The organism is Pseudomonas sp. A39, assembly GCF_058145955.1.
The window spans coordinates 1-22,261 of sequence record NZ_JBYVMD010000059.1; the positions used below are offsets into that span (position 1 = coordinate 1).

20 protein-coding genes are annotated in these 22,261 nt (G+C 61.0%); 10 read left to right on the forward strand and 10 right to left on the reverse strand.

Going from position 1 to position 22,261, the window contains the following annotated elements; genetic code table 11:
* Positions 1–156: 156 nt before the first annotated feature.
* Positions 157–1,062 (forward strand): cation diffusion facilitator family transporter, encoded by a 906-nt coding sequence (locus AC3ZU9_RS28100; protein ID WP_046033933.1) that lies wholly within the window; start codon positions 157–159, stop codon positions 1,060–1,062.
* Here the strand turns inward: AC3ZU9_RS28100 and AC3ZU9_RS28105 are convergent.
* The 5 genes from AC3ZU9_RS28105 to ureE all read right to left on the reverse strand — a co-directional run bounded on the left by AC3ZU9_RS28105 (position 1,034) and on the right by ureE (position 4,727).
* Complete coding sequence (locus AC3ZU9_RS28105; RefSeq protein ID WP_490091642.1) at positions 1,034–2,152, reverse strand: AGE family epimerase/isomerase; 1,119 nt, start codon at positions 2,150–2,152, stop codon at positions 1,034–1,036. The genes AC3ZU9_RS28100 and AC3ZU9_RS28105 overlap by 29 nt on opposite strands.
* 181 nt (positions 2,153–2,333) lie before the next feature.
* Positions 2,334–2,906: a HupE/UreJ family protein gene (locus AC3ZU9_RS28110; protein WP_490091643.1), complete on the reverse strand. Its 573-nt coding sequence runs from the start codon at positions 2,904–2,906 to the stop codon at positions 2,334–2,336.
* A gap of 22 nt (positions 2,907–2,928) precedes the next feature.
* Positions 2,929–3,543 carry an urease accessory protein UreG gene (gene ureG / locus AC3ZU9_RS28115; protein ID WP_012721947.1) on the reverse strand — a complete coding sequence of 205 codons (615 nt, stop codon included), beginning with the start codon at positions 3,541–3,543 and terminating at the stop codon, positions 2,929–2,931.
* A gap of 12 nt (positions 3,544–3,555) precedes the next feature.
* On the reverse strand, positions 3,556–4,230 hold the full coding sequence (locus AC3ZU9_RS28120) for an urease accessory protein UreF (protein WP_122811442.1): 675 nt from the start codon (positions 4,228–4,230) through the stop codon (positions 3,556–3,558).
* Positions 4,227–4,727, reverse strand: a complete 501-nt coding sequence (gene ureE, locus AC3ZU9_RS28125; protein ID WP_012721949.1) for an urease accessory protein UreE — start codon at positions 4,725–4,727, stop codon at positions 4,227–4,229. Before ureE ends, AC3ZU9_RS28120 begins: the two co-directional genes overlap by 4 nt.
* A 276-nt stretch (positions 4,728–5,003) precedes the next feature.
* On the opposite strand from ureE, the gene AC3ZU9_RS28130 reads away from it, so the two are divergent.
* Positions 5,004–5,501: a C40 family peptidase gene (locus tag AC3ZU9_RS28130; RefSeq protein WP_046033935.1), complete on the forward strand. Its 498-nt coding sequence runs from the start codon at positions 5,004–5,006 to the stop codon at positions 5,499–5,501.
* A gap of 5 nt (positions 5,502–5,506) precedes the next feature.
* Here the strand turns inward: AC3ZU9_RS28130 and AC3ZU9_RS28135 are convergent, their stop codons facing one another.
* Both AC3ZU9_RS28135 and AC3ZU9_RS28140 read right to left on the reverse strand, forming a co-directional pair.
* Positions 5,507–6,139 (reverse strand): TetR family transcriptional regulator, encoded by a 633-nt coding sequence (locus AC3ZU9_RS28135; protein ID WP_012721951.1) that lies wholly within the window; start codon positions 6,137–6,139, stop codon positions 5,507–5,509.
* Between the two features lie 166 nt (positions 6,140–6,305).
* Positions 6,306–6,758, reverse strand: a complete 453-nt coding sequence (locus AC3ZU9_RS28140) for a hypothetical protein (protein ID WP_043204703.1) — start codon at positions 6,756–6,758, stop codon at positions 6,306–6,308.
* Positions 6,759–7,117: 359 nt separating this feature from the next.
* On the opposite strand from AC3ZU9_RS28140, the gene AC3ZU9_RS28145 reads away from it, so the two are divergent.
* On the forward strand, positions 7,118–9,187 hold the full coding sequence (locus AC3ZU9_RS28145) for an AsmA family protein (protein ID WP_490091644.1): 2,070 nt from the start codon (positions 7,118–7,120) through the stop codon (positions 9,185–9,187).
* Positions 9,188–9,320: 133 nt separating this feature from the next.
* Here the strand turns inward: AC3ZU9_RS28145 and AC3ZU9_RS28150 are convergent, their stop codons facing one another.
* Complete coding sequence (locus AC3ZU9_RS28150; RefSeq protein ID WP_010213553.1) at positions 9,321–9,851, reverse strand: ferritin-like domain-containing protein; 531 nt, start codon at positions 9,849–9,851, stop codon at positions 9,321–9,323.
* Between the two features lie 168 nt (positions 9,852–10,019).
* On the opposite strand from AC3ZU9_RS28150, the gene AC3ZU9_RS28155 reads away from it, so the two are divergent.
* The gene (locus AC3ZU9_RS28155; protein ID WP_012721954.1) at positions 10,020–10,910 is read left to right on the forward strand and encodes an esterase/lipase family protein; all 891 of its coding nucleotides are present in this window, start codon (positions 10,020–10,022) and stop codon (positions 10,908–10,910) included.
* A 105-nt stretch (positions 10,911–11,015) separates the two neighbouring features.
* On the opposite strand, the gene AC3ZU9_RS28160 is transcribed toward AC3ZU9_RS28155, so the two are convergent.
* A complete protein-coding gene (locus AC3ZU9_RS28160) occupies positions 11,016–11,891 on the reverse strand; it encodes a DMT family transporter (RefSeq protein ID WP_012721955.1) in 876 nt (291 codons plus the stop codon).
* 97 nt (positions 11,892–11,988) lie between these two features.
* Here AC3ZU9_RS28160 and AC3ZU9_RS28165 point away from each other — a divergent pair, with 97 nt between their 5' ends.
* From AC3ZU9_RS28165 to AC3ZU9_RS28175, 3 genes are all read left to right on the forward strand, one after another.
* Positions 11,989–12,777, forward strand: a complete 789-nt coding sequence (locus AC3ZU9_RS28165; RefSeq protein ID WP_064053961.1) for an AraC family transcriptional regulator — start codon at positions 11,989–11,991, stop codon at positions 12,775–12,777.
* Between the two features lie 71 nt (positions 12,778–12,848).
* A complete protein-coding gene (locus tag AC3ZU9_RS28170) occupies positions 12,849–13,151 on the forward strand; it encodes a PsiF family protein (RefSeq protein WP_010213547.1) in 303 nt (100 codons plus the stop codon).
* Positions 13,152–13,381: 230 nt separating this feature from the next.
* Entirely contained in the window at positions 13,382–14,395 is a 1,014-nt protein-coding gene (locus AC3ZU9_RS28175) for an AI-2E family transporter (RefSeq protein WP_012721958.1), read from the forward strand.
* A gap of 124 nt (positions 14,396–14,519) precedes the next feature.
* Here AC3ZU9_RS28175 and AC3ZU9_RS28180 read toward each other — a convergent pair whose 3' ends face one another.
* Positions 14,520–15,788 (reverse strand): Hsp70 family protein, encoded by a 1,269-nt coding sequence (locus AC3ZU9_RS28180; protein WP_046033941.1) that lies wholly within the window; start codon positions 15,786–15,788, stop codon positions 14,520–14,522.
* A 238-nt stretch (positions 15,789–16,026) separates the two neighbouring features.
* On the opposite strand from AC3ZU9_RS28180, the gene AC3ZU9_RS28185 reads away from it, so the two are divergent.
* The 3 genes from AC3ZU9_RS28185 (at position 16,027) to AC3ZU9_RS28195 (ending at position 22,202) form a co-directional block, all read left to right on the forward strand.
* Complete coding sequence (locus tag AC3ZU9_RS28185) at positions 16,027–16,971, forward strand: DnaJ C-terminal domain-containing protein (protein ID WP_012721960.1); 945 nt, start codon at positions 16,027–16,029, stop codon at positions 16,969–16,971.
* Between the two features lie 267 nt (positions 16,972–17,238).
* Positions 17,239–20,280: a dermonecrotic toxin domain-containing protein gene (locus AC3ZU9_RS28190; RefSeq protein ID WP_490091645.1), complete on the forward strand. Its 3,042-nt coding sequence runs from the start codon at positions 17,239–17,241 to the stop codon at positions 20,278–20,280.
* Positions 20,277–22,202, forward strand: coding sequence for an NEL-type E3 ubiquitin ligase domain-containing protein (locus AC3ZU9_RS28195; RefSeq protein WP_102061140.1), 1,926 nt, complete (start codon positions 20,277–20,279; stop codon positions 22,200–22,202). The genes AC3ZU9_RS28190 and AC3ZU9_RS28195 overlap by 4 nt, the downstream gene beginning before the upstream one ends.
* Positions 22,203–22,261 lie beyond the last annotated feature (59 nt).

The window sequence follows — 22,261 nt, forward strand, 5'->3', positions numbered from 1 at the left end:
TTGTGGTGAGCGGGCTTGCCCCGCGCTGGGCTGCGCAGCGGCCCTAAAACCAGCGACATAGATCTGCCTGAAAGAAATACGGCGATCTTATGGGGCTGCTTCGCAGCCCAGCGCGGGGCAAGCCCGCTCACCACAAAGGTTTTGACAGGAGGAAATGTGAGTAACCGAGGTGAGCAGGCACTGCTCAAACAATCGACCATCCTGATGTTCGCCGTGGCGATCGCCGGGATTGTCACGGGTGTGGTATCCGGCGCCCAATCGATTCTGTTCGACGGCTTTTTCTCGCTGATCGCCACCGCCATCAAGGTGTTGATGCTGATCACAGCCAAGCTGATCGCCAAGAAAAGCAACGAGCGCTTCCAGTTCGGCTATTGGCACCTGGAGCCGATGGTGCTGCTGATCGAAGGCAGTTTCCTGCTACTGATCGCCATCTATGCATTTCTCAACGGTGTGTTCGGCATTATCAATGGCGGACGCGAGATCGAGTTGGGGCTGGTGATCATTTATGCGGCGGTGTTTACCGTCGTCGAGTTTGCCTACTTCTTTTACGTGCGCTACCGCAATCGCACGCTGAAATCATCGCTGATCCAGTTCGACAACATCAGTTGGCTGGTGGACGCGATGCTGTCGGTGGGTTTGCTGATCAGCTTCCTGGCGGCGCTGTTGCTCAAGTCCCAGGGCTATGGCGAGTGGGCGGTGTATGTCGACCCGTTGATCCTGATCCTGCTGGCCCTGAGCATGCTGGCGCCGGCGTTCAAGATCCTGCGCCCGGCATTGCGCGAGGTGCTGGGGATCGCCCCGGACCAGTTGGATGACAAGGTGCGTGAAGTGATGGAGGCGGCGCAGGCCAAGCATGGTTTCGACGACTACGTGTCCTATGTGCAAAAGCACGGGCGGGCGCGGTTTATCGAAATTCATGTGGTGTTGCCGGCGGATTACCCGGTGGATAACGTCGCGACCCTGGACGAGCTGCGCGAAGAAATATCCACAGGGCTTGGCACGCCGGATGCGGCGCGCTGGCTGACGATCAGCTTTACCGGGGATCGCAAATGGATTGCTTAAGGCCCTGGTAACAGGTTGCCAAGTGATACGGCGTGGTGGAAGGCATATCCCACCGGCTCACCGCTCCCTGGGCATCCAGGCATTCATGCCAGCCTTTGGCATGCAGGAAGCGTTGTTGCAGCGCCAGCAATTGGCGTTGCAGCACCGCTTCGCTGTTCGGCCGTAAGGTCAGTGCCCGCAGGTACTCGGCCTGGGCCCAGATGCGTTGGGTGCCGTCGCGCATCGTGCCGTCCAGCGCCAGCATGCCGCTGACCGCACCGCTGGTGTTATCCACGCCCTTAAGCTCTGCGTAGGCGAAGGCCCGTGTCAGCGAAGCATGCAGCGGCGTACCGCGCAGTACCGCCGAAGACTCCAGCAAGAAGAACCACTCGAACTGGTGCCCCGGCTCGAACCAGTTATCCACCGCGCCCAGCGGTTTTTCCATCATTACGCCGTGCTGGCGGTCGATGAAGCGCTGCTGCATGGCCGTCGCCAACGCCAACAGGGCTGCCTGCACCTGGGTGTCTTCACGCACGGCGAGGGTGGCGAGGAAGCCTTCGGCCAAATGCATCAAGGGATTCTGCAACGGGCCGGAATGGAGGGACGACCAATTGCGTTCCAGCACGGCTTCGTAAAGACCGTCGCCGGTGGAAAACCGCTCGGCGACGACTTCCAAGGCAGCATTGAGCACCGACTCCACCAGCGGTTCGCGCACCTTGGCCCAGTAGTGGGCACAGGCAAAGATGATGAACGCGTGGGTGTAGAGGTCTTTGCGCTTGTCCAGCGGCTGGCCGGCCGGGTCGATGCTGTAGAACCAGCCGCCGTGCTCGGCGTCGTGGAAGTGCCGTTGCAGAGAGCGGAACAACGCCGCGGCGCGTTCTTCGGCAAACGCCGCATCGGGCTCGCCGATCAGGCTGGCGAACAGGTACAACTGCCGGGCGCAGGCCATGGCGCGGTAGCGTTGCGGGGGCAGTGGCTGGTGATCGGCGTCCAGCGCCTCATAGGGCAATGCCAAGTCGGCATTCCAGCCGGGGCCTTGCCAGAGCGGCACGATCAGGCGGTGGAAGTGCGTTAGCAGGGTGTTCAAGGAGGGTTGGAAAGCGCTGGGCATTGGCTGGCGTCGTCACGGCAGGGGTGTAGGCGCGCATGGTAGCAGGCTTGGGTTCGGTGGTGTCTGGTCTACCGCTATCGGGGGCAAGCCCCCTCCCACATCTGGACCGTATTTCAAGGATGTACTCGGTCAACTGTGGGAGCGGGCTTGCTCGCGAAGGAGCCTTCAGCAGCGCTGCAAATCAGCCAGCGAGCAACCAAACCCCAGTCGCCGCCGAAGCCGCCCCGGCAATCCGCACCAACGGCGCCGCTGCTGCCGGCAGAAAGCGCACCACCGCATAACCGGCCGCGTGCAGCACCGCCGTTGCACCGACAAACCCGGCTGCATACGCCCAAGGGCTGGACATGTCCGGCAGCTCCAAACCATGCGCCACGCCGTGGAACAACGCGAACAAGGCCGTCGCACCCACCGCCATAAACAGCGGCGGACGCACCGCCAGCGCTACCGCCAGGCCCAGGGCCAGCACCGACGCCGCAATCCCGCTTTCCAGCGCCGGCAACGCCAAGCCTTCAAAACCCAGCACGCCGCCGATCAGCATGGTGCCGACAAAGGTGCACGGCAGTGCCCAGCGCGCCGCGCCTTTTTGTTGGGCGGCCCACAAGCCGACCGCCACCATGGCCAGCAAGTGGTCGATACCGCTCAGGGGATGGCTGATACCGGCCATCAGGCCGTTGTCGCCGTGGCCCGGGTGAGCAAAGGCCAGGGCGGGGGCCAGCAGCAGGGCGGCCGCTGCGAGGAGTTTTTTGAGGCTCATGGACAGGTTCCTTATGGGTTGATCAGGCGGCGGTCAGCAGGCCTTGGCGTTCGATGAAGGCGACGATCTCCTCCAGGCCGACACCGGTTTTCTGGTTGCTGAACACAAAGGGTTTACCGTTGCGCATGCGCTGGGTATCGCTGTTCATCAGCTCCAGCGACGCGCCGACCAGCGGTGCCAGGTCGATCTTATTGATCACCAACAGGTCGGATTTGCAGATGCCGGGCCCGCCCTTGCGTGGCAGCTTGTCGCCGGCAGACACATCGATCACGTAGATGGTCAGGTCGGACAGCTCCGGGCTGAAGGTGGCCGAGAGGTTGTCACCGCCGGACTCCACCAGGATCAGGTCCAGGCCGGGGAAGCGACGGTTGAGTTGGTCGACCGCCTCCAGGTTGATCGAGGCGTCTTCACGAATCGCGGTGTGCGGGCAGCCGCCGGTCTCCACGCCGATGATGCGCTCCGGTGCCAGGGCCTGGTTGCGTACCAGGAAGTCGGCGTCTTCGCGGGTATAGATGTCGTTGGTGACCACGGCCAGGTTGTAGCGATCGCGCAGTGCGAGGCACAGGGCCAGGGTCAGGGCGGTCTTGCCGGAGCCTACCGGGCCGCCGATGCCGACGCGCAAAGGTTGTGTGTTCATGAGTGTGTTCTCCTAGGAACGGAACAGGCGGCTGTACTGGCGCTCGTGGGCCATGCACGCCAGGGACAGGCCAAAGGCGGCGCTGCCGAGAGGGTTGGGGTCGATGCGGCTGGCGTCCTGCTGGGCTCGTTGCAACAGCGGCAGCAGTTCGCTGGTCAGGCGTTGGGCGGCTTGCTGGCCCAACGGCAGGGTTTTCATCAGCACGGCCAATTGGTTTTCCAGCCAGCTCCACAGCCAGGCGGCGAGTGCGTCGGCGGGGCTGATGCGCCAGGCACGGGCGGCGAGGGCCCAGCCCAAGGCCAGGTGCGGCTCGGTGTGTTGTTCGAGAAAACGTCGCGCGGCGTCGTCCAGTTCCGGCAGGCCATTGAGCAGTTGTTGCAGCGAGTAGCCCATCTGCCGGCTCTCCTGATACAGCTCGCGGGTCTCGCGGCTGGCGCGGTGTTCTTCACACAGCTGCGCCAGGCGTGGCCAATCCGCTTCCAGCGCGGCTTGGCAGTGGGCGAGCAGCAGCGGGGCTTCGAAGCGCGCGAGGTTGAGCAGCAACTGGTCGCTGATCCAGCGTCGCGCACTGGCCGCGTCAGCGACACGGCCGTTCTCCACCGCCATTTCCAGGCCCTGGGAATAGCTGTAGCCGCCAATCGGCAATTGCGGACTGGCCAGACGCAGCAGCGCCCAGGCTGGGTTCATAGACGCACGCCGAACTGGTGCAGCTTGGGGGGGTAGTTGAAATCTTCGTCGCCATGGCGCGAATGATGATGGCCGCCGCCATAGGCGCCATGCTCCGGCTGGAACGGCGCCTCGATGGTTTCAGTCTGCGCACCCAACTGTTCGAGCATGGCCTTGAGCACATAGTCATCGAGCAGGCGCAACCAGCCGTCTCCCACTTGCAACGCCACGTGGCGATTGCCCAGGTGATACGCCGCACGGGTCAGTTCAAACGCATTGCTGCAGGTCACGTGCAGCAGTTGTTCAGGCCGAGCACACACACGTACGACGCGTCCGTCTTCAGCCTGTAGGAATTCGCCATCGTGCAGCGGTGGCTGGCCACGCTCCAGGAAAAGGCCGACGTCTTCACCGTCGGCACTGAAACAGCGCAGGCGGCTTTTGCTGCGTGCTTCGAAATTCAGCAGCAGCTCGGCGGCCCAGAGGGCTTGAGGGGCGATTCTGCGGTGGATCACCAGCATCGGGAAGCTTCCAGCTATGAGCGATGAAACAGCTAGAGCAAGGGGCTTGCCAATCTCAAGGGGAAGTAGGAATTGCCTGTAGGCAGTACGTTGACGCCACTAAATAGGGCGAGAGGAGATTCTTTGAGTGCGCCAAATTGGTGCGAATTATTGCTGGTTGCACGCGCGATGGGCATTTTCGGATTTTCCCTACAGGGTATGCGGAATCGGCGTCCATCAGCTTACCTGCGAGAACAGTAGGCTGTGCGCCGTGTTTAATTCACTGCGACGTCCATCATGTTCAAGTCATTTTGTTGCCTGGTTATCGTGGGTCTTTCTTTCACTCTTTCATCGGCTTCCGCCAATCTGACCTCCCATCCCTCGTTCACGGCTTCACTGAAGCAAGCGTCTATCGATGATGTGGTCGACCGCGCCCATGAACTGCTGGGTACGCCTTACAAGTGGGGCGGCACCTCGGCGGATCAGGGCTTCGATTGCAGCAGTTTCCTGGTCTATCTGTTCAAGACCCAAGCCAATATTCAACTACCGCGCACCACGACGGCCATGCAGCGGTCGACTGCCGCCACCATCAAACGCAACGCACTGGAGCCCGGCGATGCGGTGTTTTTCAAGGGGAATGGGCGCGGCCAGGTCGGCCACGTGGGCCTTTATGTAGGCGAGGGCAAATTTATCCATTCGCCACGCACAGGCAAGAACGTCCGTATCGATTCCTTGAGCAACACCTACTGGAACAAAAACTACACCACCGCCAAGCGTTTTCACTCGTCGGGGTGATTGCCTTATTCAGTGCTGCCCAGCCCTTGCCAGTGCTTCAAGCCAATAAAGATGAAGCGCAATTGCTGGGTGATTTTCGCCTGGGGCGTGAGGTGGTCCGGCAGCGCCTGGGCGGGTGGGTCGATGATGTCGGGGAGGGTGGCGAACACGCTCTTGACGATCAAGTCGGCCATCACGTGCAGGCCTTCTGGATCCAGATGCTGCAGTTTGGGCATCAGCGTCAGGTCGGCAGCCAAATCACGGGTGATGTCTTCGCGCAATGCACCAATCGCTTGGCGCACGGCCAGGCAGCCACCGTATTGCTCGCGGGCCAGGAACAGGAATTGCGAACGGTTGGCCGAGACCACATCGAGAAAGATCCGCACGGAGGCATCGATAATGCCGCCCATCACGAATTCGTTGTGGCGCACCAGGCGGATCGTGGCGCGGAAGGTCTGGCCCACTTCACTCACCAGCACGAGTCCAAGTTGGTCCATGTCGGCAAAATGACGATAAAAACCGGTGGGCACGATGCCGGCCGTCTTTGCCACTTCGCGCAGGCTCAGGCTGCCAAACCCACGGCCACACTCCATCAGATGGCGGGCTGCGTCCATCAGGGCGAGGCGGGTCTGTTGCTTCTGTTCGGCGCGGGGCAGCATGGGCGGGCGGGCTTTGTCGGCAAGTACAGCGACGCACTCTAGCAAAACAGCTTCGCTGGCGTCGAACTTGGCGGGGAGGGCGGGCGTGTCAGGGTCTACAAGCAGGGCCTACAAAAAGTCAAAAGCCCGATCGACTGATCGGGCTTTTTTCTGGGCCACCACGGGGTTAGCTCTGTGCTTGATGCAGTTCTTGCAGACGGTCTGCACCGCCTTCGGCAACACCTTCGGTGTAGGCGCGTTCGTTGGCTTGTTCAGCGCCGCCTTCAACCAAACCTTTCTGTTCCAGGCGATCACGGCCGCCTTCGGCAACAGCGTTACGTTCCTGCAGGCGGTCAGCACCGCCTTCAACCAAGCCTTTTTGTTCGAGGCGGTTGCGGCCATTTTCGGTCAGGCCTTCGGTGTAAGCGCGTTTGTTGGCGTGTTCCGAACCGTTTTCAGCAACAGCGCCTTTGGCATAGTCACGGTTCTCGTCTTCTTGCGAACCGCTGCGGGCCAACGTCTGGTTGAAGTGAACGGCGTCGGCTTTGACTTGTGGAGTGACCTGTTCGGCAGCTGGCAGGGCAAAGGCGCTGGAAGCCAGGATGGATAACAGGACGGTAGCGAGTACTTGGCGTTTCATGATGGGTTGCTCCTTGGGAGGGCGATAAAGTGGGTACAGGGCTAATGCTACTCTCGATAAGTCGATATAAAAGTTCATAAACACAATGGTAATAATCAACGGAATTGATTGTTCTTGGCGGGGGCTCTAGAACGGGCCTCTCAAGCACGCGGTTTTGCACCGGTGTGGGTATTTTCGACACGCGCATGGGTAACAATGGTGCGCCTTCGTAGGGGGAATCTGTCGAGCTGGTCAGAAATTGAGGTTTTTCCCGGCAAATCCAGGATTGGGTTAAACCCCCGTAGGGTTTGCCAGTCGTAGTTCTATAAGCTGTCCTTAAAGGCTGTCACCCAGCCAGTCGTATTCAGGAGTTATGTGCAATGACGCGCACTCGTAAAATCGTCGCTTGGAGCTGCGCCAGCTTCGTACTGTTAATCGCCGTGGTGGTATTGGTCCTGGTGTTCTTTGACTGGAACCGCATCAAGCCGCCACTCAATGCCAAGGTTTCCGAGGAGCTGCATCGACCGTTTGCCATCAACGGCAACCTGGCGGTGGTATGGGCGCGTGAGCCCGATGAGGGCGGTTGGCGCGCCTGGGTACCGTGGCCTCACGTGATTGCCGAGGACCTGACCCTGGGCAACCCCGACTGGTCGAAAAACCCCCATATGGTCACCCTCAAAAAGGTTGAGCTGCGTATCTCGCCCCTGGCGTTGCTGGTGCAGCGCGTGGTGATCCCGCGCATCGACCTCACTGAGCCGGACGCGCAGCTGCAGCGCCTGGCCGACGGGCGCGCCAACTGGACCTTCAAGTTCGACCCCAAGGACCCTGACGCCGAACCTTCCAACTGGGTGGTGGACATCGGTGCCATCGGCTTCGACAAGGGCCACGTGACCCTCGACGACCAAACCCTCAAGACCCAGCTGGATGTGATCATCGATCCTCTGGGCAAGCCCATTCCCTTCGGCGAAATCGTCGGCGATGCCGATGCCAAGAAGGCGTTGGAGAAAGGTTCCGCGCCCCAGGACTACGCATTCGCCCTCAAGGTCAAAGGCCAGTATCACGGCCAGAAACTCGACGGCAGCGGCAAAATCGGCGGCCTGCTGGCCCTGCAGGACGCGGCCAAGCCGTTCCCGTTGCAAGCCCAAGTCAAGATTGCCGACACCAGCATCGCCCTGGCCGGCACCCTCACTGACCCGCTCAACCTGGGTGCCCTCGACCTGCGCCTGAAGCTCGCCGGTTCCAGCCTGGGCAACCTCTACCCGCTGACCGGCGTGACCCTGCCGGACTCACCGGCCTATTCCACCGACGGTCACCTGATCGCCAAGCTGCACGAAGCCAACGGCGCCTCGTTCCGCTATGACAACTTCAACGGCAAGATCGGCAACAGCGATATCCATGGTGACCTTGCCTACGTCGCCAGCCAGCCGCGGCCTAAGCTCAGCGGTGCGCTGGTGTCCAACCAATTGCTGATGACCGACCTCGCCCCTCTGATCGGTGCCGACTCCAATGCCAAGCAAAAAGCCCGTGGCGCTGACAGCAAGCAACCCGCGAACAAAGTGCTGCCGGTGGAAGAGTTCCGCACCGAGCGCTGGCGTGTCATGGATGCCGATGTGGAATTTACCGGCAAGCGCATCGTGCACAGTGCCGATCTGCCCTTCACCGACCTCTACACCCACTTGGTGCTCAATGACGGCGAAATGAGCCTCGAACCCCTGCGTTTCGGCGTGGCCGGCGGCAAGTTGGACGCACAAATCCGTTTGAACGGTCGCACGACCCCGATGGAAGGCCGCGCCAAACTCACCGCGCGCAACTTCAAGCTCAAGCAGTTGTTCCCGACGTTCGAACCGATGAAAACCAGCTTTGGTGAACTGAACGGCGATGCCGATATTTCCGGTCGCGGTAATTCCGTGGCAGCGCTGCTGGGCACATCCAACGGTGACCTGAAGATGCTGATCAACGACGGCGCAATCAGCCGTGGCCTGATGGAAATCGCCGGGCTCAATGTGGGCAACTACGTGGTAGGTCGCTTGTTTGGCGACAAGGAAGTGAAGATCAACTGCGCGGCAGCGGACTTCGGGATCAAGACCGGCCTGGCGACGACGCGGTTGTTTGTGTTCGATACGGAGAACGCCATCATCTACATCGATGGCACGGCGAACATGGCCACGGAGCAGTTGGACTTGACCGTCACCCCGGAATCTAAAGGCTTCCGCCTGTTCTCCCTGCGTTCACCGTTGTACGTGAACGGACCGTTTATCAAGCCGAATGCTGGTGTGAAAGCCATCCCCCTGGCGCTGCGTGGCGCGGGCATGGTGGCGCTGGGTGTCATCGCTGGTCCGGCCGCCGGGCTGCTGGCACTGGTTGCCCCAAGCGGTGGTGAGCCCAATGAGTGCGCACCGTTGCTGCAACAGATGAAGGAAGGCAAGGCGCCCAAGACCGTGAAAGGCTAACGGGTCATACACAGTTAACAAATGTGGGAGGGGGCTTGCTCCCGATGGCGGCATATCAGTCGATATCTCAATTGACTGATCCACCGCTATCGGGAGCAAGCCCCCTCCCACATAGGTATTGCGTGTTGCTGGGTTACAGGCTTTCGAGAATATCCGCCATGTCATCGGCGTGCTCTTCTTCCTGAGCGAGGATTTCTTCGAACAGACGGCGCGTGGTTGGGTCTTTATCGCCGATGTACTGGATGATTTCGCGGTAGCTGTCCACGGCGATACGCTCAGCGACCAGATCTTCGTAGACCATTTCCTTCAGGTCTTTACCCGCGACGTACTGCGCGTGGGAGTTCTTCGACAACAGGTCCGGGTTGAACTCCGGTTCACCGCCCAGCTGCACGATGCGCTCGGCGAGTTTGTCGGCGTGTTCGGCTTCCTGAGTCGCGTGCTCGAGGAATTCCTGCGCGGCCACCGCGGCCTTGATGCCACTGGCCATGAAGTAATGACGCTTGTAGCGCAATACGCAGACCAGCTCAGTGGCCAGCGAGGCGTTCAGCAGGCGAATGATCTCTTCGCGGTCGGCGTCGTAACCCTCGGTCACGGCACCGTTTTCGACGTTCTGGCGGGCGCGGCTGCGCAGGGTCGCAACGTCAGTCAAGTTTGCTTCAGTCATCTCAATCTCCTGGGGCTAATCCGGGTTTACGCCACGCTCTGTCGGCGTGATCGCTTCCAGTTGTGAGTGGTGGGCTGCGCAAAAAGTTTTATCGGATTTATGTCACAACCTCGTCGCGGGACTCGGCTAGCCTATTGGCATCCCTTCCTGATCACGGACGTTCGGCCCATGCCGCAGTCATTAGCCACGCGTTACCCCCTGGTGTTGGTGCCCGGCATGCTCGGATTCGTGCGCCTGGGGTGGTTCCCCTACTGGTACGGCATCGTCCCGGCGCTGCGGGCGGGTGGGGCGCAGGTGTTTCCCGTACAAGTGGCGCCGCTGGATTCCAGCGAGGTGCGCGGCGAGCAATTGCTGGTGCAGATCGAGCGCCTTCGCCGTGAAACCGGGGCCGACAAGGTCAACCTGATCGGCCATAGCCAAGGCGCACTCACTGCCCGATACGCGGCGGCCAAGCGCCCGGAGTGGGTGGCGTCGGTGACCTCGGTGGCCGGGCCCAACCATGGGTCGGAACTGGCAGACCATATCCACACCCATTACCCGGTTGACGGCGCCAAAGGTCGGATCATGAGCGCGCTGTTTCACCTGGCCGCCTGGGTGATGGGCGTGTTGGAAACCGGGTCCCGCGGGCCACGCTTCAAGGCGGATTTGCAGGCGTCCCATCACTCCCTGACCAGCGCCGGCGTGGCGCTGTTCAATCAAAACTATCCACAGGGGTTGCCGCAGACATGGGGCGGGCAGGGCGCCGAGGAGGTCAACGGCGTGCGCTATTACTCGTGGTCCGGCACCTTGCAACCGGGCATCACCGACCGTGGCCGCAACCTCTTCGACGGCACGAATCGCAGCTGCCGCGTGTTTGCCCGCAGCTTCGTGCGCGAAAAGGGCCAGTGCGACGGCATGGTCGGGCGCTACAGCTCACACCTGGGCTTGGTGATCGGTGATGACTACCCCTTGGACCACTTTGATATCGTCAACCAGTCGCTGGGGCTGGTGGGCAAGGGCGCGGAGCCGATCCGTCTATTTGTCGAGCATGCGCAAAGGCTCAAGGCTGCTGGAGTCTAGTCGGGAGACCGCGTTTTCGTTCTTCGCGAGCAAGCCCGCCCCATATTCGACCGAGTTCCACCTTTGGAATGTGGCCGAATATGGCTTGCCTGCGATAGCGATGGTTCAGGCAGCACTGACCGGCGTGGTCCAGCGTTCCGACAAGATCACCCCGCCCAAGGTCAGCAGACCGCCCACCAAGTGATACAGCGCCAGTTCTTCCTTCAACACCACGGCGGCAATCAACGCGGTGATCAGCGGCAGCAGGTTGAAAAACAACGTCGTGCGGCTCGGGCCCAAGGTCTTCACCGAATGCATCCACGCCAGCGGCGCCAACATCGAAGCCAGCAGGCATGCATACAGCACCAGCGGAATGTTCGCCCAGCCAAGGCCGGCCTTGGCCGAGAACAGGAACAGCGGAAACAGCACCACCACCGCCACCAGTACCTGTAGATACAGCAACACCAGCGGTGGCAGGCGCAGTTGCCATTTCTTCAGCAGGGTGCTGTAGACCGCATACGCAAGGGTCGCGACCAGCATCATGCCGTCGCCCAGGTTGACCCCATGCTCCAGCAATGCGCCGAGGCTGCCGGCCGACACCACCACGACCACGCCGGCGAATGACAGCACCGCGCCGGTCAGCGCGCCGTAGGTCAGGCGCTGGCCGAGGCTGATGATGGCCGCCGTCAGCGCCATCAACGGCATCAGCGACAGGATGATGCCCATGTTGGTGGCACTGGTCAGCGACGCGGCGTAGTACGCCAGGCTTTGATACACCGCCATGCCGAGTACGCCGAGGATGAACACTTTGCCCAGGTTCGGGCGGATCAGCGCCCAATTGGCGATCACCGGCTTGACCATGAATGGCGTAAACAGCAGCGCCGCCAGCAGCCAGCGATAAAAGCCGATTTCCGCCGGGAAGATCGAGCCCACAGCCAGTTTGTTGACGACGGTGTTGCCGGCCCAGATAAAAATGGCCAGCAAGGGATAAGCGTATTGCATCGAAAGGAGCCCGGTGTGTAGATGAGGCAGGATTATCCATTGTCTGGATCGAAGCTTATACTGCGATCCAGACAAACGACCTTTGTATCCAGACAATATGGCCAAGCACAACGTACGCCTTGCGGATTTCCCTCGGTTGCCGAGCCCGGTGTACTTCCGCTACTCGGACTTCGCACCGGATACCGAATGCACCCCACACCAGCATTTCTGGGGCTCGCTGGATTACTCCGCGAGGGGGGTGATGCGTATGGAAGTGGCCGGCAGCCGCTTCATGTCACCGCCGCAGTACGCCGTGTGGGTGCCGCCGCATACCGAGCACAGCTCCTACAACGCCGAAGCGATCGTCTATCACTCGGTGGGGTTGGCGCCGGAACTCTGCGAGCAACTGCCGCAGCAGCCATGCACCCTGGCCATCAGCGATATTCTCAAGGCCATCCTCAGCGACTTCGCCCAGCGTGACGTGAATATCCCGCACACCGACGCTGACATCCGCCTGGCCCAAGTGCTGGTGGACCAGCTCAAGCAAGCGCCAATCCATGAGTGCTTCCTGCCCTACGCCCGTCACCCCGGCCTGCTCGGTGTGTTGGAAGGCATGCAGGCCGACCCCGGCGACAACCGCCCGCTGGCGCACTGGGCCGAACAGGTGCACGTGAGCGAACGCACCCTGGCGCGCCAGTTTGTGCGGGAACTGGGCATGAGCTTTGGCGAGTGGCGCCAACGCCTGCGCTACCTGGCGGCCATCGAGGCCCTCGACAGCGACCGCAGCGTGCAACAGGTGGGGTTCGACTTGGGCTACAGCACCGCGTCGGCGTTTATTGCCATGTTCCAGCGCCAGGCCGGCTGCACCCCTGAGCAGTACCGTCGGACGCATATCCGCGGCCGATGAAGATGTAACAAGCTTTGGCTACACTGCTGGGTAGGCCGTGCCCTCCGGCACGGTAACAGGGAGAAAACTCCATGAAGATGCTGCGAATTCCGCTGTTGATGATGGGCCTGCTGCTGTGTTCCCAGGGTTTTGCCGCCACCGCCCAGCAAAACAAAATGACCACCTGCAACGCCGAAGCCACCACCAAGACGCTCAAGGGCGACGAGCGCAAGGCGTTCATGAAGACCTGCCTGTCGGCCCCGGCGGCCAATGACGCCAAGACCCTGACACCGCAGCAGCAGAAGATGAAGGATTGCAATGCGTCGGCGAAAACCAAAGCGCTGACCGGTGATGCGCGTAAAACCTTTATGAGCACCTGCCTGAAAGGTAGCTGATTACGCCCATCTACTGTGGGAGCGGTTTTTTTTGTGGTGAGCGGGCTTGTCCCGCGCTGGGCTGCGGAGCAGCCCTATTTGAATGTGTGGTGATGCCGTCGAGGGGCAAGCCCCACTCACCACAGCAAGCCAGCTCCCACACTTGATCGCATTCACGACCTACCCACTCGCTTGATTCACTCAAGGCTGGCAGACTGCCCATCCTTTAACGCCGCTCGTTTTGAGGCTGTATGCCAACGTTTTCTCAGCGTCATGTGTTGTTGCTGGCCAGCTACATCATCATTTTCGGCGGGTTGCTGCTGGTGCTGCCGCTCAAATTGCTGCCCAGCCTGCTGGCCGGTTTGTTGGTCTATGAACTGGTCAACATGCTCACCCCCCAACTGCAACGGTTGATCGAAGGCCGGCGCGCGCGCTGGCTGGCGGTGGCTTTGCTTGGCACCTTGATTGTCAGCGTGCTGGCCCTGATCTTTGCCGGCGCCATCAGCTTCCTGCTCCACGAAGCGGAAAACCCTGGGGCGTCCCTCGACAAATTCATGGGCGTGGTCGACCGTGCGCGCGGCCAATTGCCGCCGTTCCTCGACGCCTACCTGCCCGCCAGTGCCGCCGAGTTCCGCGTGGCCATCGGCGATTGGCTGAGCAAGCACCTGAGTGAACTGCAACTGGTCGGCAAAGACGCCGCCCACATGTTCGTTACACTGCTGATCGGCATGGTGCTCGGCGCCATCATCGCCTTGCAACGCGTGCCCGACCTGACCAAACGCAAACCCCTGGCCGCCGCGCTGTTCGACCGCCTGCACCTGCTGGTCCAGGCGTTTCGCAACATTGTTTTCGCCCAGATCAAGATCGCCGCGCTCAACACCGCCTTCACCGCCATATTCCTGGCCGTGGTGCTGCCGTTGTGCGGGATCCACCTGCCGCTGACCAAGACCCTGATCGTACTGACCTTCCTGCTCGGCCTGCTGCCGGTCATCGGCAACCTGATGTCCAACACCCTGATCACCATCGTCGCGCTGTCGCTGTCGATCTGGGTGGCGGTGGCGGCGCTGGGGTATTTGATCGTGATCCACAAGGTCGAGTATTTCCTCAACGCGCGGATCGTGGGCGGGCAGATCAGTGCCAAATCGTGGGAGTTGCTGTTGGCGATGCTGGTGTTTGAAGCCGCATTCGGCCTGCCGGGCGTTGTGGCTGGGCCGATTTATTATGCGTATTTGAAGAGTGAGCTGAAGCTGGGCGGAATGGTTTAAGGCATGTTTGCCTGGGCGGGCCTCATCGGGGGCAAGCCCCCTCTCACATTTTGATCTGTGAACACATTCAAAAGTGGGAGGGGGCTTGCCCCCGATGGGCACGACGCGGTCTTTCAGATAAAACTCAGCAGCCGTACCGCTTACTGGCCTCAATCGCCAACCCGCTACCGATACTGCCAAAGATATTCCCTTCCACATGCCGCGCATTCGGCAACATCGCCGAGATGCTGTGGCGCAGTGCCGGAATGCCGCTGGAGCCCCCGGTAAAGAACACCGTGTCCACCTGCGCCACGCTCACCGAGGCGTCGGTCAGCAGTTGCGTAACGCTGTTGCGCACGCGCTCCAGCAAGCCATCAATGGCCGACTCAAACAGTGCCCGGCTCAGCTCCACGCTCAACCCCGGTTCAACCCGGTCCAGCAACACGTGGCGGCTGTCTTCGTGGGTCAGTTGGATCTTGGTTTCTTCCACTTCCATCGCCAGCCAGTGCCCGGCGCGCTGTTCGATCAACTTGAACAGGCGGTCGATGCCGCCGGTGTCTTCGATGTCGTAGCGCATGCTGCCCAGGGCCAGCTGGGATTTTTGCGAGTACACCGAGTTGATGGTGTGCCAGGTGGCCAGGTTCATGTGGTGGCTGGTGGGCATGTAGGCGCCGCTTTTCATGCGGCTGCCGTAGCCGAACAGCGGCATCATGCCTTGCAGGCTGAGCTGTTTGTCGAAGTCGGTACCGCCGATGTGCACACCGCCGGTGGCGAGGATGTCATCGTGGCGGTTGTCGTTGTGACGGCGGTCCGGGGACAGGCGCACCAGGGAGAAGTCGGAAGTACCCCCGCCGATGTCGACGATCAGCACCAGCTCTTCCTTCTCGATGGTGGACTCGTAGTCGAATGCAGCCGCAATCGGCTCGTACTGGAACGAGATGTCCTTGAAGCCGATCTTGCGCGCCACGTCGACCAGGGTGTTTTCGGCTTCCTGGTCGGCCATCGGGTCGTCATCGACGAAGAACACCGGGCGGCCCAGCACCACTTCTTCGAACTCGCGGCCGGCGTTCGCTTCGGCGCGGCTCTTGAGTTGGCCGATAAACAGCGCCAGCAGGTCGGTGAAGGGCATCGCGGTGCCGAGCACGCTGGTGTCGTGCTTGATCAGCTTGGAACCCAGCAGGCTCTTGAGCGAGCGCATCAGCCGGCCTTCATAGTTCTCCAGGTACTCGTGCAGCGCCAGGCGACCGTAGACCGGGCGGCGCTCCTCGAAGTTGAAGAACACCACCGACGGCAGGGTGATCTTGTCGTCCTCCAGCGCGATAAGCGTTTCCATGCCGGGACGGATCCAGCCGACGGTGGAGTTGGACGTGCCAAAGTCGATACCGCAGGCACGGGCTGGGGATGGGTTTTTCATGTCTATCGGGTTCCGGTTGAAAAACGGCCGCGCAGTGTATGCCAGTCGAGGGCGGATGCGTAGGCCGACCATCCGTTAAATCGTGCTTGAAACTGGGGGATTTGCCCCCACATCTGCTGCATACGGCAAGTGCCGATAACACTTTGACGCACCCCCAGGCCACAAGACTCAACAGGTGCAAAGCAGCGCACGTTGTGCCCCGGGCTGTGCGATCTCGATAAAGGATGGTGAACCGCCGATGGATTTCAAAGACTACTACAAGATTCTGGGTGTCGAGCCGACCGCCGATGACAAGGAAATCAAGGCGGCCTATCGCAAGCTCGCACGCAAGTATCATCCTGATGTCAGCAAGGAAAAAGACGCCGAAGCCAAGTTCAAGGACGCGTCCGAAGCCTATGAAGCGCTTAAAAGCGCCGACAAACGCGCCGAATACGACGAACTGCGCAAATACGGCCAACATGGCCAGCCGTTCCAGGGACCGCCGGGCTGGCAGAGCCGTGGCGGCTATGGCGGTGGCGGCGGTGGTGAGGATTTTTCGGACTTCTTCAGCTCGATCTTCGGCTCGCGCGGCGATGCCTTCGGGGGTGGCCAGCGCCGTCCTGCCGGGCGTAAAGGCCAGGACGTGGAGATGCAGCTGTCGGTATTCCTGGAGGAAACGCTGTCCACCGAGTCTAAGCAGATCAGCTTCCAGGTGCCGCAATACGACGCCTCGGGCCGCCATGTCAGCAACACCACCAAGAGCCTGAATGTGAAGATCCCGGCCGGTGTGGCCGATGGCGAGCGTATCCGCCTCAAGGGCCAGGGCGCGCCGGGGATTGGCGGTGGGGCCAATGGCGACCTGTACCTGATCATCAAGTTTGCCCCGCACCCCAAGTTCGAAGTGGACGGCGAAAACCTGATCATCAACCTGCCCCTGGCGCCATGGGAATTGGCGTTGGGCACGGAAGTGGCGGTGCCGACCCTCACCGGCAAGATCAACCTCAAGGTGCCGGCCGGCAGCCAGAACGGCCAGCGTATGCGCGCCAAGGGCCATGGCTTGCTGAACAAGGCCGGGCAGCGCGGCTACCTGTTTGTGCAACTCAAGGCCGTCATGCCGAAGAACACGGATGACGAGGTCAAGGCGCTGTGGCAGGAACTGGCGCAAAAGGCCGCGTTCGATCCGAGGGAAGCTTGGAGCAACTAAGGGGTATTTAGTTGACGTCCATCTGCAGGGGGCCGTGCGTAGATTAAGCGATCCGTCTTAATTTACGCGCAGGTCCCCGCAATGCCAGAACTGTCAGCCACAAACACGTCTGTGACGCCCCATCAAGGCGTCCACTTTGAACTGATCAAAAACGCCATCCCGCAGTGCCTGTTGCAATCGTCAACGGCTCGGCGCAAAGCCCTCAAAGCGATACAGCCCGACAGCCCCGACGGGTACGAGGCACTCACCGAACCCCAGCAGTCAGTCTTGAAAACACTGACCGAGGCCAGTTGCCACGCGCAAAACCAGTTCGATCTGTCGAACCGGGGCATTCAGGACATCACAGGCTTCGCCAAACCCTTGCTGGTGGCGGCCCTCAAAGCGGCCGGCCATGAGCTGGATGTCGATAACACCTGGCTGCGGCTTTATTACCCGGTGGAATACACGTTTTTCGGCATACCCGTGGGCGTTAATACGGCGGGTTATCGCACCCGCACGTTCTCTCTGTTACAGGCGGCCCTGAACAACTTCGAGGCGTTTGAAGCCCAGCCCGATTACTTCGACAGCGTGTCTTCATTTATCAGTGCGCCCGATGCCCAGGGACATTTCGATATCGTTCGGATCAAGCTCACACTGGCGCAGTTTGTAGCGATTTGCCGAACCCTGGATATCGGTGGGCTTTACGCCAAACACTTAAATGATTTTTTCCACGGCGGTACGCAGGCGGAGCAAGTCGCCATTTCCACCGCGTACACCTTGAACCAAAAGGCGGCGTTAAAAGCGGCGGCGTATCTGGCGCTATTGAAAGAAGACATCGAACTTCGGCACTACGAGCTGTTGGTTGACGTGATCCATGACAAAGACGATGTCCGGGACAACGGACGTCCGGTCACCTACAGCCCGCTGCGCATCCTGGGCTACAACCTGACGGAGTGTGCCGTGTTTTATCGCACACACGCCAACCGCTACGACGGTGGTTACGTCATTGCCTACATCCCGGATGACCCCGATCACCCGGTGAAAACCTATCCGTCCTTCCGTGATTTCGAAGCAGAGTTGACCCACCAACTGATGTACCGGCCCGAGGGCAGCCGTATTGACAGCGGGCGCGACGTGCTCACCGACTACCAGCGTTTTTTCAGCCGTTTTCTCTCGGAGAAGGACCGGCCGCACTTTTTCCTGCGCCTGACTCAAAAGGTTCTGGATTCTCCAGCGGGGAGCAATTGGAAGGACGACCTGCGCGGTTACCTCAAATACCTCAGCCCTGTCTCGAACTTGAAAGGCCCCATCGAGGATCGTCACTGGCGACGTGACCCTCGGGAAAATGTTGAACTGCATATCAGCCTGTCGCTGAACTTCCAGTGGGTCGGTCTTTCAGGCATCTGGTACGAAATGTTCGGCCAGTGGCGTCAGCGCCGGCTGGACGATGGTCAGGTGCTGGCGGTCTCCACCGCCAAGGAAGACACCCTGACGCGCGAGCGCCGACTGTCCAACTTCCTGAATGTGGGCATGCTCGTCGTCGGCATTGCCGCCTTTGTGGCACCGCCCGTGGGCGCCGCGATGCTGCTGGTGACCGCCAACCAGTTGATCAGCAGTGTCTTCGAGGGCGTGCGTGATTGGCGCCAGGGCGATGTTGAGGCCGCGTGGGCGCACCTGACCGACGTTCTCGAAAGCCTGGCGACGCTGGCGGAAATGGCGGTGATCTTTCACTACGTGGCCTCGCCATTTGTCGAGGGCTTGAAGGCGGTCAAATTGCCCAACGGTCAAACGCGCTTATGGAAGCCTAACCTGTCGGCGTATGCGCGACGTGTGCCGCTGCCCACCGACTCACAGCCGGGTCACCTGGGGCTGTATCGTTTACCGGGGCGTTCGGTACTGCTGCTGGACGAACAGCAGTACGAGGTCGTGCAAGACCCGCAAAGCGGTCATTACTCCGCGCGCCATCCCACGCGCGGCAACGCCTACCAACCGCGCTTGCGCCACAACGGCGAAGGGGTCTGGACCCATGAACTCGACCAGCCGCTGCAATGGCAAGGTGCGCAGCTGCGTGACCGTCTGGGCGTGGCGTTCGAGCGTTTCGATGATGTGCAGCGTAAGCAGATATTGGCCGTCAGCACGATGAGCGAGGACGTCTTACGCAAGCTGTACGTCGAGTCCGAGCCGTTTCCCGGCCTGCTCAAGGACACGCTGCGGCGCTTTGCCGCTGATGCCGATGCGCGTGAGGTCATTGAGCAGATACGTCGCGGCCGTTGCAGCAGCACGCTGTGCGACTACGCGGCGGCACTGATGGTCGACCTCCCTGGATGGCCCGCCAACACCGTCATCGAGGTGTTCAGCCCGTTCGGTGAGCAGGCGCGTTATGGCCAGCACAGCGCAATGGCAGGTGACATCCTGAGGGTGTCCAAGGCCGACTTGATGGCCGGGAAACTGCCCGAACGTAGTGTGCAATTCCTTAACGACGAACAGATCAAACAGGTGCTGGGCCAGCACGCCCCTGCGGACGCCACGGCGCGGGCCGCGCAGTTGCAGCAGCGGCTGGCAGCCTTCGCCGAGCGCAGTGGGCAGCGGCTGTTCAACAGTCTTTACAGCGACGAACCGCTGCTGAGTGGTGATTCACAACGGGCATTGATTCAGGTGATCCAACGCCGTTTCCCCGAGATGCCCACCAGCATCGCTCGGGAGGTACTTTACCGAGCGACACCCAAGGAGCTTGAGACCCTGAACACGCCCTTTGGTCCGAGCGCCGAGCAGCGCCGACTGATACCGCTGCGGATCAGCGAAGCACTGCGGTACCTGCAGCAGCGTGTACGAATAGCACGGGCGTATGAAGGCCTTTACCTGGAGAGTCCGGCCAATCCGGACACGCCAACGCTGGTGCTTAAAACCCTGGAAACCCTGCCGGGATGGAGCGGCGAGGTGCGTATTGAGCTTCGCGATGAGTCCCTGTCCGGCTCGCTGCGCACCAGCGTTGGTCCACCGTTTGCGCTTGAGACCAAAGTGCTGGTGAAAAACGGCACGCGGTATCAGGCATTCGACGGCCAAGGCCATGAGCTGCATGCACCGGACACCCTGTATGCCGCGTTGCAACACGCTCTGCCCGATAGCGAACGTACCGCCATGGGACGGCCGCATGTGAGTGAGGCGCCTGCGTTGAAACACGCGATTCAGGACAACGCACTGGCACCCAAGGCCCTGAGAAAGGCCTTGAACCTGCCGGTGGAAACACCTTGGTTTGAACGCGTGATGCGCGTGGCCGCCCGTCGTGACGGCTACCCCTTGAATGCCGTGTGTGAGGAGGTGGCCTTATGAACGGCGGTTGCGAAGTGACCAATCAGGACCGCGCAAGAGTGCGTCAGATCTACCCCTATTGGCGCACCAGCGAAGTCGATAGCTTTTTGCGCAGCCTGGCTGACCGGCGCGGGGCGCGCCTCACCGAGTTGGAGGCGCAGTTCGCCAGTTTGAAGCAGACCCTCGACGCCTGGCATGGGCTGGCCCTGGAGTGGCCCGCGCAAGAGGGTAAGGTGGTGCGGGCTACCGATTATGCGCGCAGCGTCATCCGCATGAAGCTGCTCAACAGTTGGCAGGAGGTCGCAGGGGAGCCTGTTTACAGTCGCAGTCACCGGTTTATGGGTTACAAACTCAGCTTCAACGGTTTCGAGGCGCCCACATTGCCGGTCTTGCCTGCCGGGTCCTTTCCGTTCATCAGCTTTATCGACCTGGGGCACATGAGCTTGCTTGAGGTCCCGGCCGAGTTTTTACGCGCGTTCCCTCATCTGAAAACGTTCGAGGCCCCCAACAACCGCCTGACGCAGGTGCCTGCGGCGTTGGGTGAGCAGACGCGTCTGGTAACCCTGGACGTAGCCAACAATGATCTGACCACCCTCGATACCCCGCTCTTGCAACGCTGCACGGCTTTGCGTCGGCTGACACTGCGAGGCAACCCACTGGAGGGCGCGCTGGATCTGAGCGCCCTGACGTGGCTGACCCACATTGATCTGGTCAGCATGGGCCTGACCCGCATGCCCTCGGGCCTGCGCGCGCTGGTGAACCTTGAGATCCTCGACCTGCGTGACAATCAGATCACCCAGGCGTCCAACGAGCTGCTGGACCCGGCTGACGAGGACCCTGTCGCCATGCGCAGAATTTTTATCGCCACCTACCTGGACGGTAACCCGTTTTCCGCCCAGGGGCTCGATGACTACGCAGAGGTGCACGTACGGGTCACCCAGCCGGGCAGGGTGCCCCAAGGGCCGCTGGCAGTGACGGCGCCAGAGCCGGTGATAGCCAGCGCCAGCGAGCGTCTGGCGCAATGGATGCGTGATGTGCCTGAGGGGGAGCGGGCCGCCAGGACCGAGCGTTGGACACTGCTCAACGAAGCGCTGATCGAGCGCGAGGCACCGGGTGTGGAACCCGACGGAACAATCCTGCCCAGCGAGAAGTTTTTCAGGCTGTTGAGTGAGTTGAGCAAAACCGATGATTACAAAAACGCCTATTCGAATTTGGCCACACGGGTATGGGCCCTGTTGGATGCGGCGGCCGAATCGGGTGAGCTGCGCGAAAGCCTGTTTGAGTTGGCGGGTGAAGTAGACACCTGCCAAGACGGTATTACGTTGGTGTTCAGCCGGCTGGAATTGCGCCGCCTGTCTGACGAGGAAGTGGGCGTGGTTGATGATGCACAGGCCTCAACCCGCTTGCTCAAATTGGCCCAGGGCCTGTTTCGTCTCGATGAAGTGGAGCGTATTGCACAGCGAGATGCCGACACGCGTCTTGAAGTCATTGCCCAGTCCCACGACACGCTCAAAAGCAAGGTGAAACGGGCCCTGGCGATCGACCGCGTGGAAATACGCCTGGCCTACCGTATCGGCTTGCGCGACCGCCTGGGCTTACCGGGGCAACCGCAAGAGGCGGTCTACCTGGCCACTGCGCAGGTTACCCCGCAGATGCTGGCCGCGGCCGAAGCTGAAGTGCTGGGGTTGGAGGGCTCGGCCAAGGCATTTATTGCCACCACTCAGCGCGAGTTCTGGCAGGTGTTTTTACAGCGCAAATACGCTGATCAGTTTGCGGCTAACCGCGACCCCATCCTGGCGCGGCTTGAAGCCTTGAGCACCGAAGATGATCTCACCAGCGAGCGCTACCGTAACGCCAGCAACGCCTTGATGAATGAGTGGTCGACCCTCAAGCAAGCCCTCATCAAAGGGCTGACCGCTGCTGAAATGGCCGAACAGGCATAACCGGACAACCCTGCATAGTTAAGGCCTGCGTCTTGTGGGTGATGAATACGATGACGGCT

Coding starts and splice junctions, on each gene's coding strand:
- AC3ZU9_RS28180 (WP_046033941.1), bottom strand. CDS start 15,788: ATGAAAAACCCATCCCCAGCCCGTGCCTGCGGTATCGACTTTGGCACG.
- AC3ZU9_RS28140 (WP_043204703.1), bottom strand. CDS start 6,758: ATGAAACGCCAAGTACTCGCTACCGTCCTGTTATCCATCCTGGCTTCC.
- AC3ZU9_RS28155 (WP_012721954.1), top strand. CDS start 10,020: ATGCCGCAGTCATTAGCCACGCGTTACCCCCTGGTGTTGGTGCCCGGC.
- AC3ZU9_RS28150 (WP_010213553.1), bottom strand. CDS start 9,851: ATGACTGAAGCAAACTTGACTGACGTTGCGACCCTGCGCAGCCGCGCC.
- AC3ZU9_RS28120 (WP_122811442.1), bottom strand. CDS start 4,230: ATGAACCCAGCCTGGGCGCTGCTGCGTCTGGCCAGTCCGCAATTGCCG.
- AC3ZU9_RS28185 (WP_012721960.1), top strand. CDS start 16,027: ATGGATTTCAAAGACTACTACAAGATTCTGGGTGTCGAGCCGACCGCC.
- AC3ZU9_RS28170 (WP_010213547.1), top strand. CDS start 12,849: ATGAAGATGCTGCGAATTCCGCTGTTGATGATGGGCCTGCTGCTGTGT.
- AC3ZU9_RS28145 (WP_490091644.1), top strand. CDS start 7,118: ATGACGCGCACTCGTAAAATCGTCGCTTGGAGCTGCGCCAGCTTCGTA.
- AC3ZU9_RS28110 (WP_490091643.1), bottom strand. CDS start 2,906: ATGAGCCTCAAAAAACTCCTCGCAGCGGCCGCCCTGCTGCTGGCCCCC.
- ureE (WP_012721949.1), bottom strand. CDS start 4,727: ATGCTGGTGATCCACCGCAGAATCGCCCCTCAAGCCCTCTGGGCCGCC.
- AC3ZU9_RS28160 (WP_012721955.1), bottom strand. CDS start 11,891: ATGCAATACGCTTATCCCTTGCTGGCCATTTTTATCTGGGCCGGCAAC.
- AC3ZU9_RS28130 (WP_046033935.1), top strand. CDS start 5,004: ATGTTCAAGTCATTTTGTTGCCTGGTTATCGTGGGTCTTTCTTTCACT.
- AC3ZU9_RS28195 (WP_102061140.1), top strand. CDS start 20,277: ATGAACGGCGGTTGCGAAGTGACCAATCAGGACCGCGCAAGAGTGCGT.
- AC3ZU9_RS28175 (WP_012721958.1), top strand. CDS start 13,382: ATGCCAACGTTTTCTCAGCGTCATGTGTTGTTGCTGGCCAGCTACATC.
- AC3ZU9_RS28135 (WP_012721951.1), bottom strand. CDS start 6,139: ATGCTGCCCCGCGCCGAACAGAAGCAACAGACCCGCCTCGCCCTGATG.
- AC3ZU9_RS28105 (WP_490091642.1), bottom strand. CDS start 2,152: ATGCCCAGCGCTTTCCAACCCTCCTTGAACACCCTGCTAACGCACTTC.
- ureG (WP_012721947.1), bottom strand. CDS start 3,543: ATGAACACACAACCTTTGCGCGTCGGCATCGGCGGCCCGGTAGGCTCC.
- AC3ZU9_RS28165 (WP_064053961.1), top strand. CDS start 11,989: ATGGCCAAGCACAACGTACGCCTTGCGGATTTCCCTCGGTTGCCGAGC.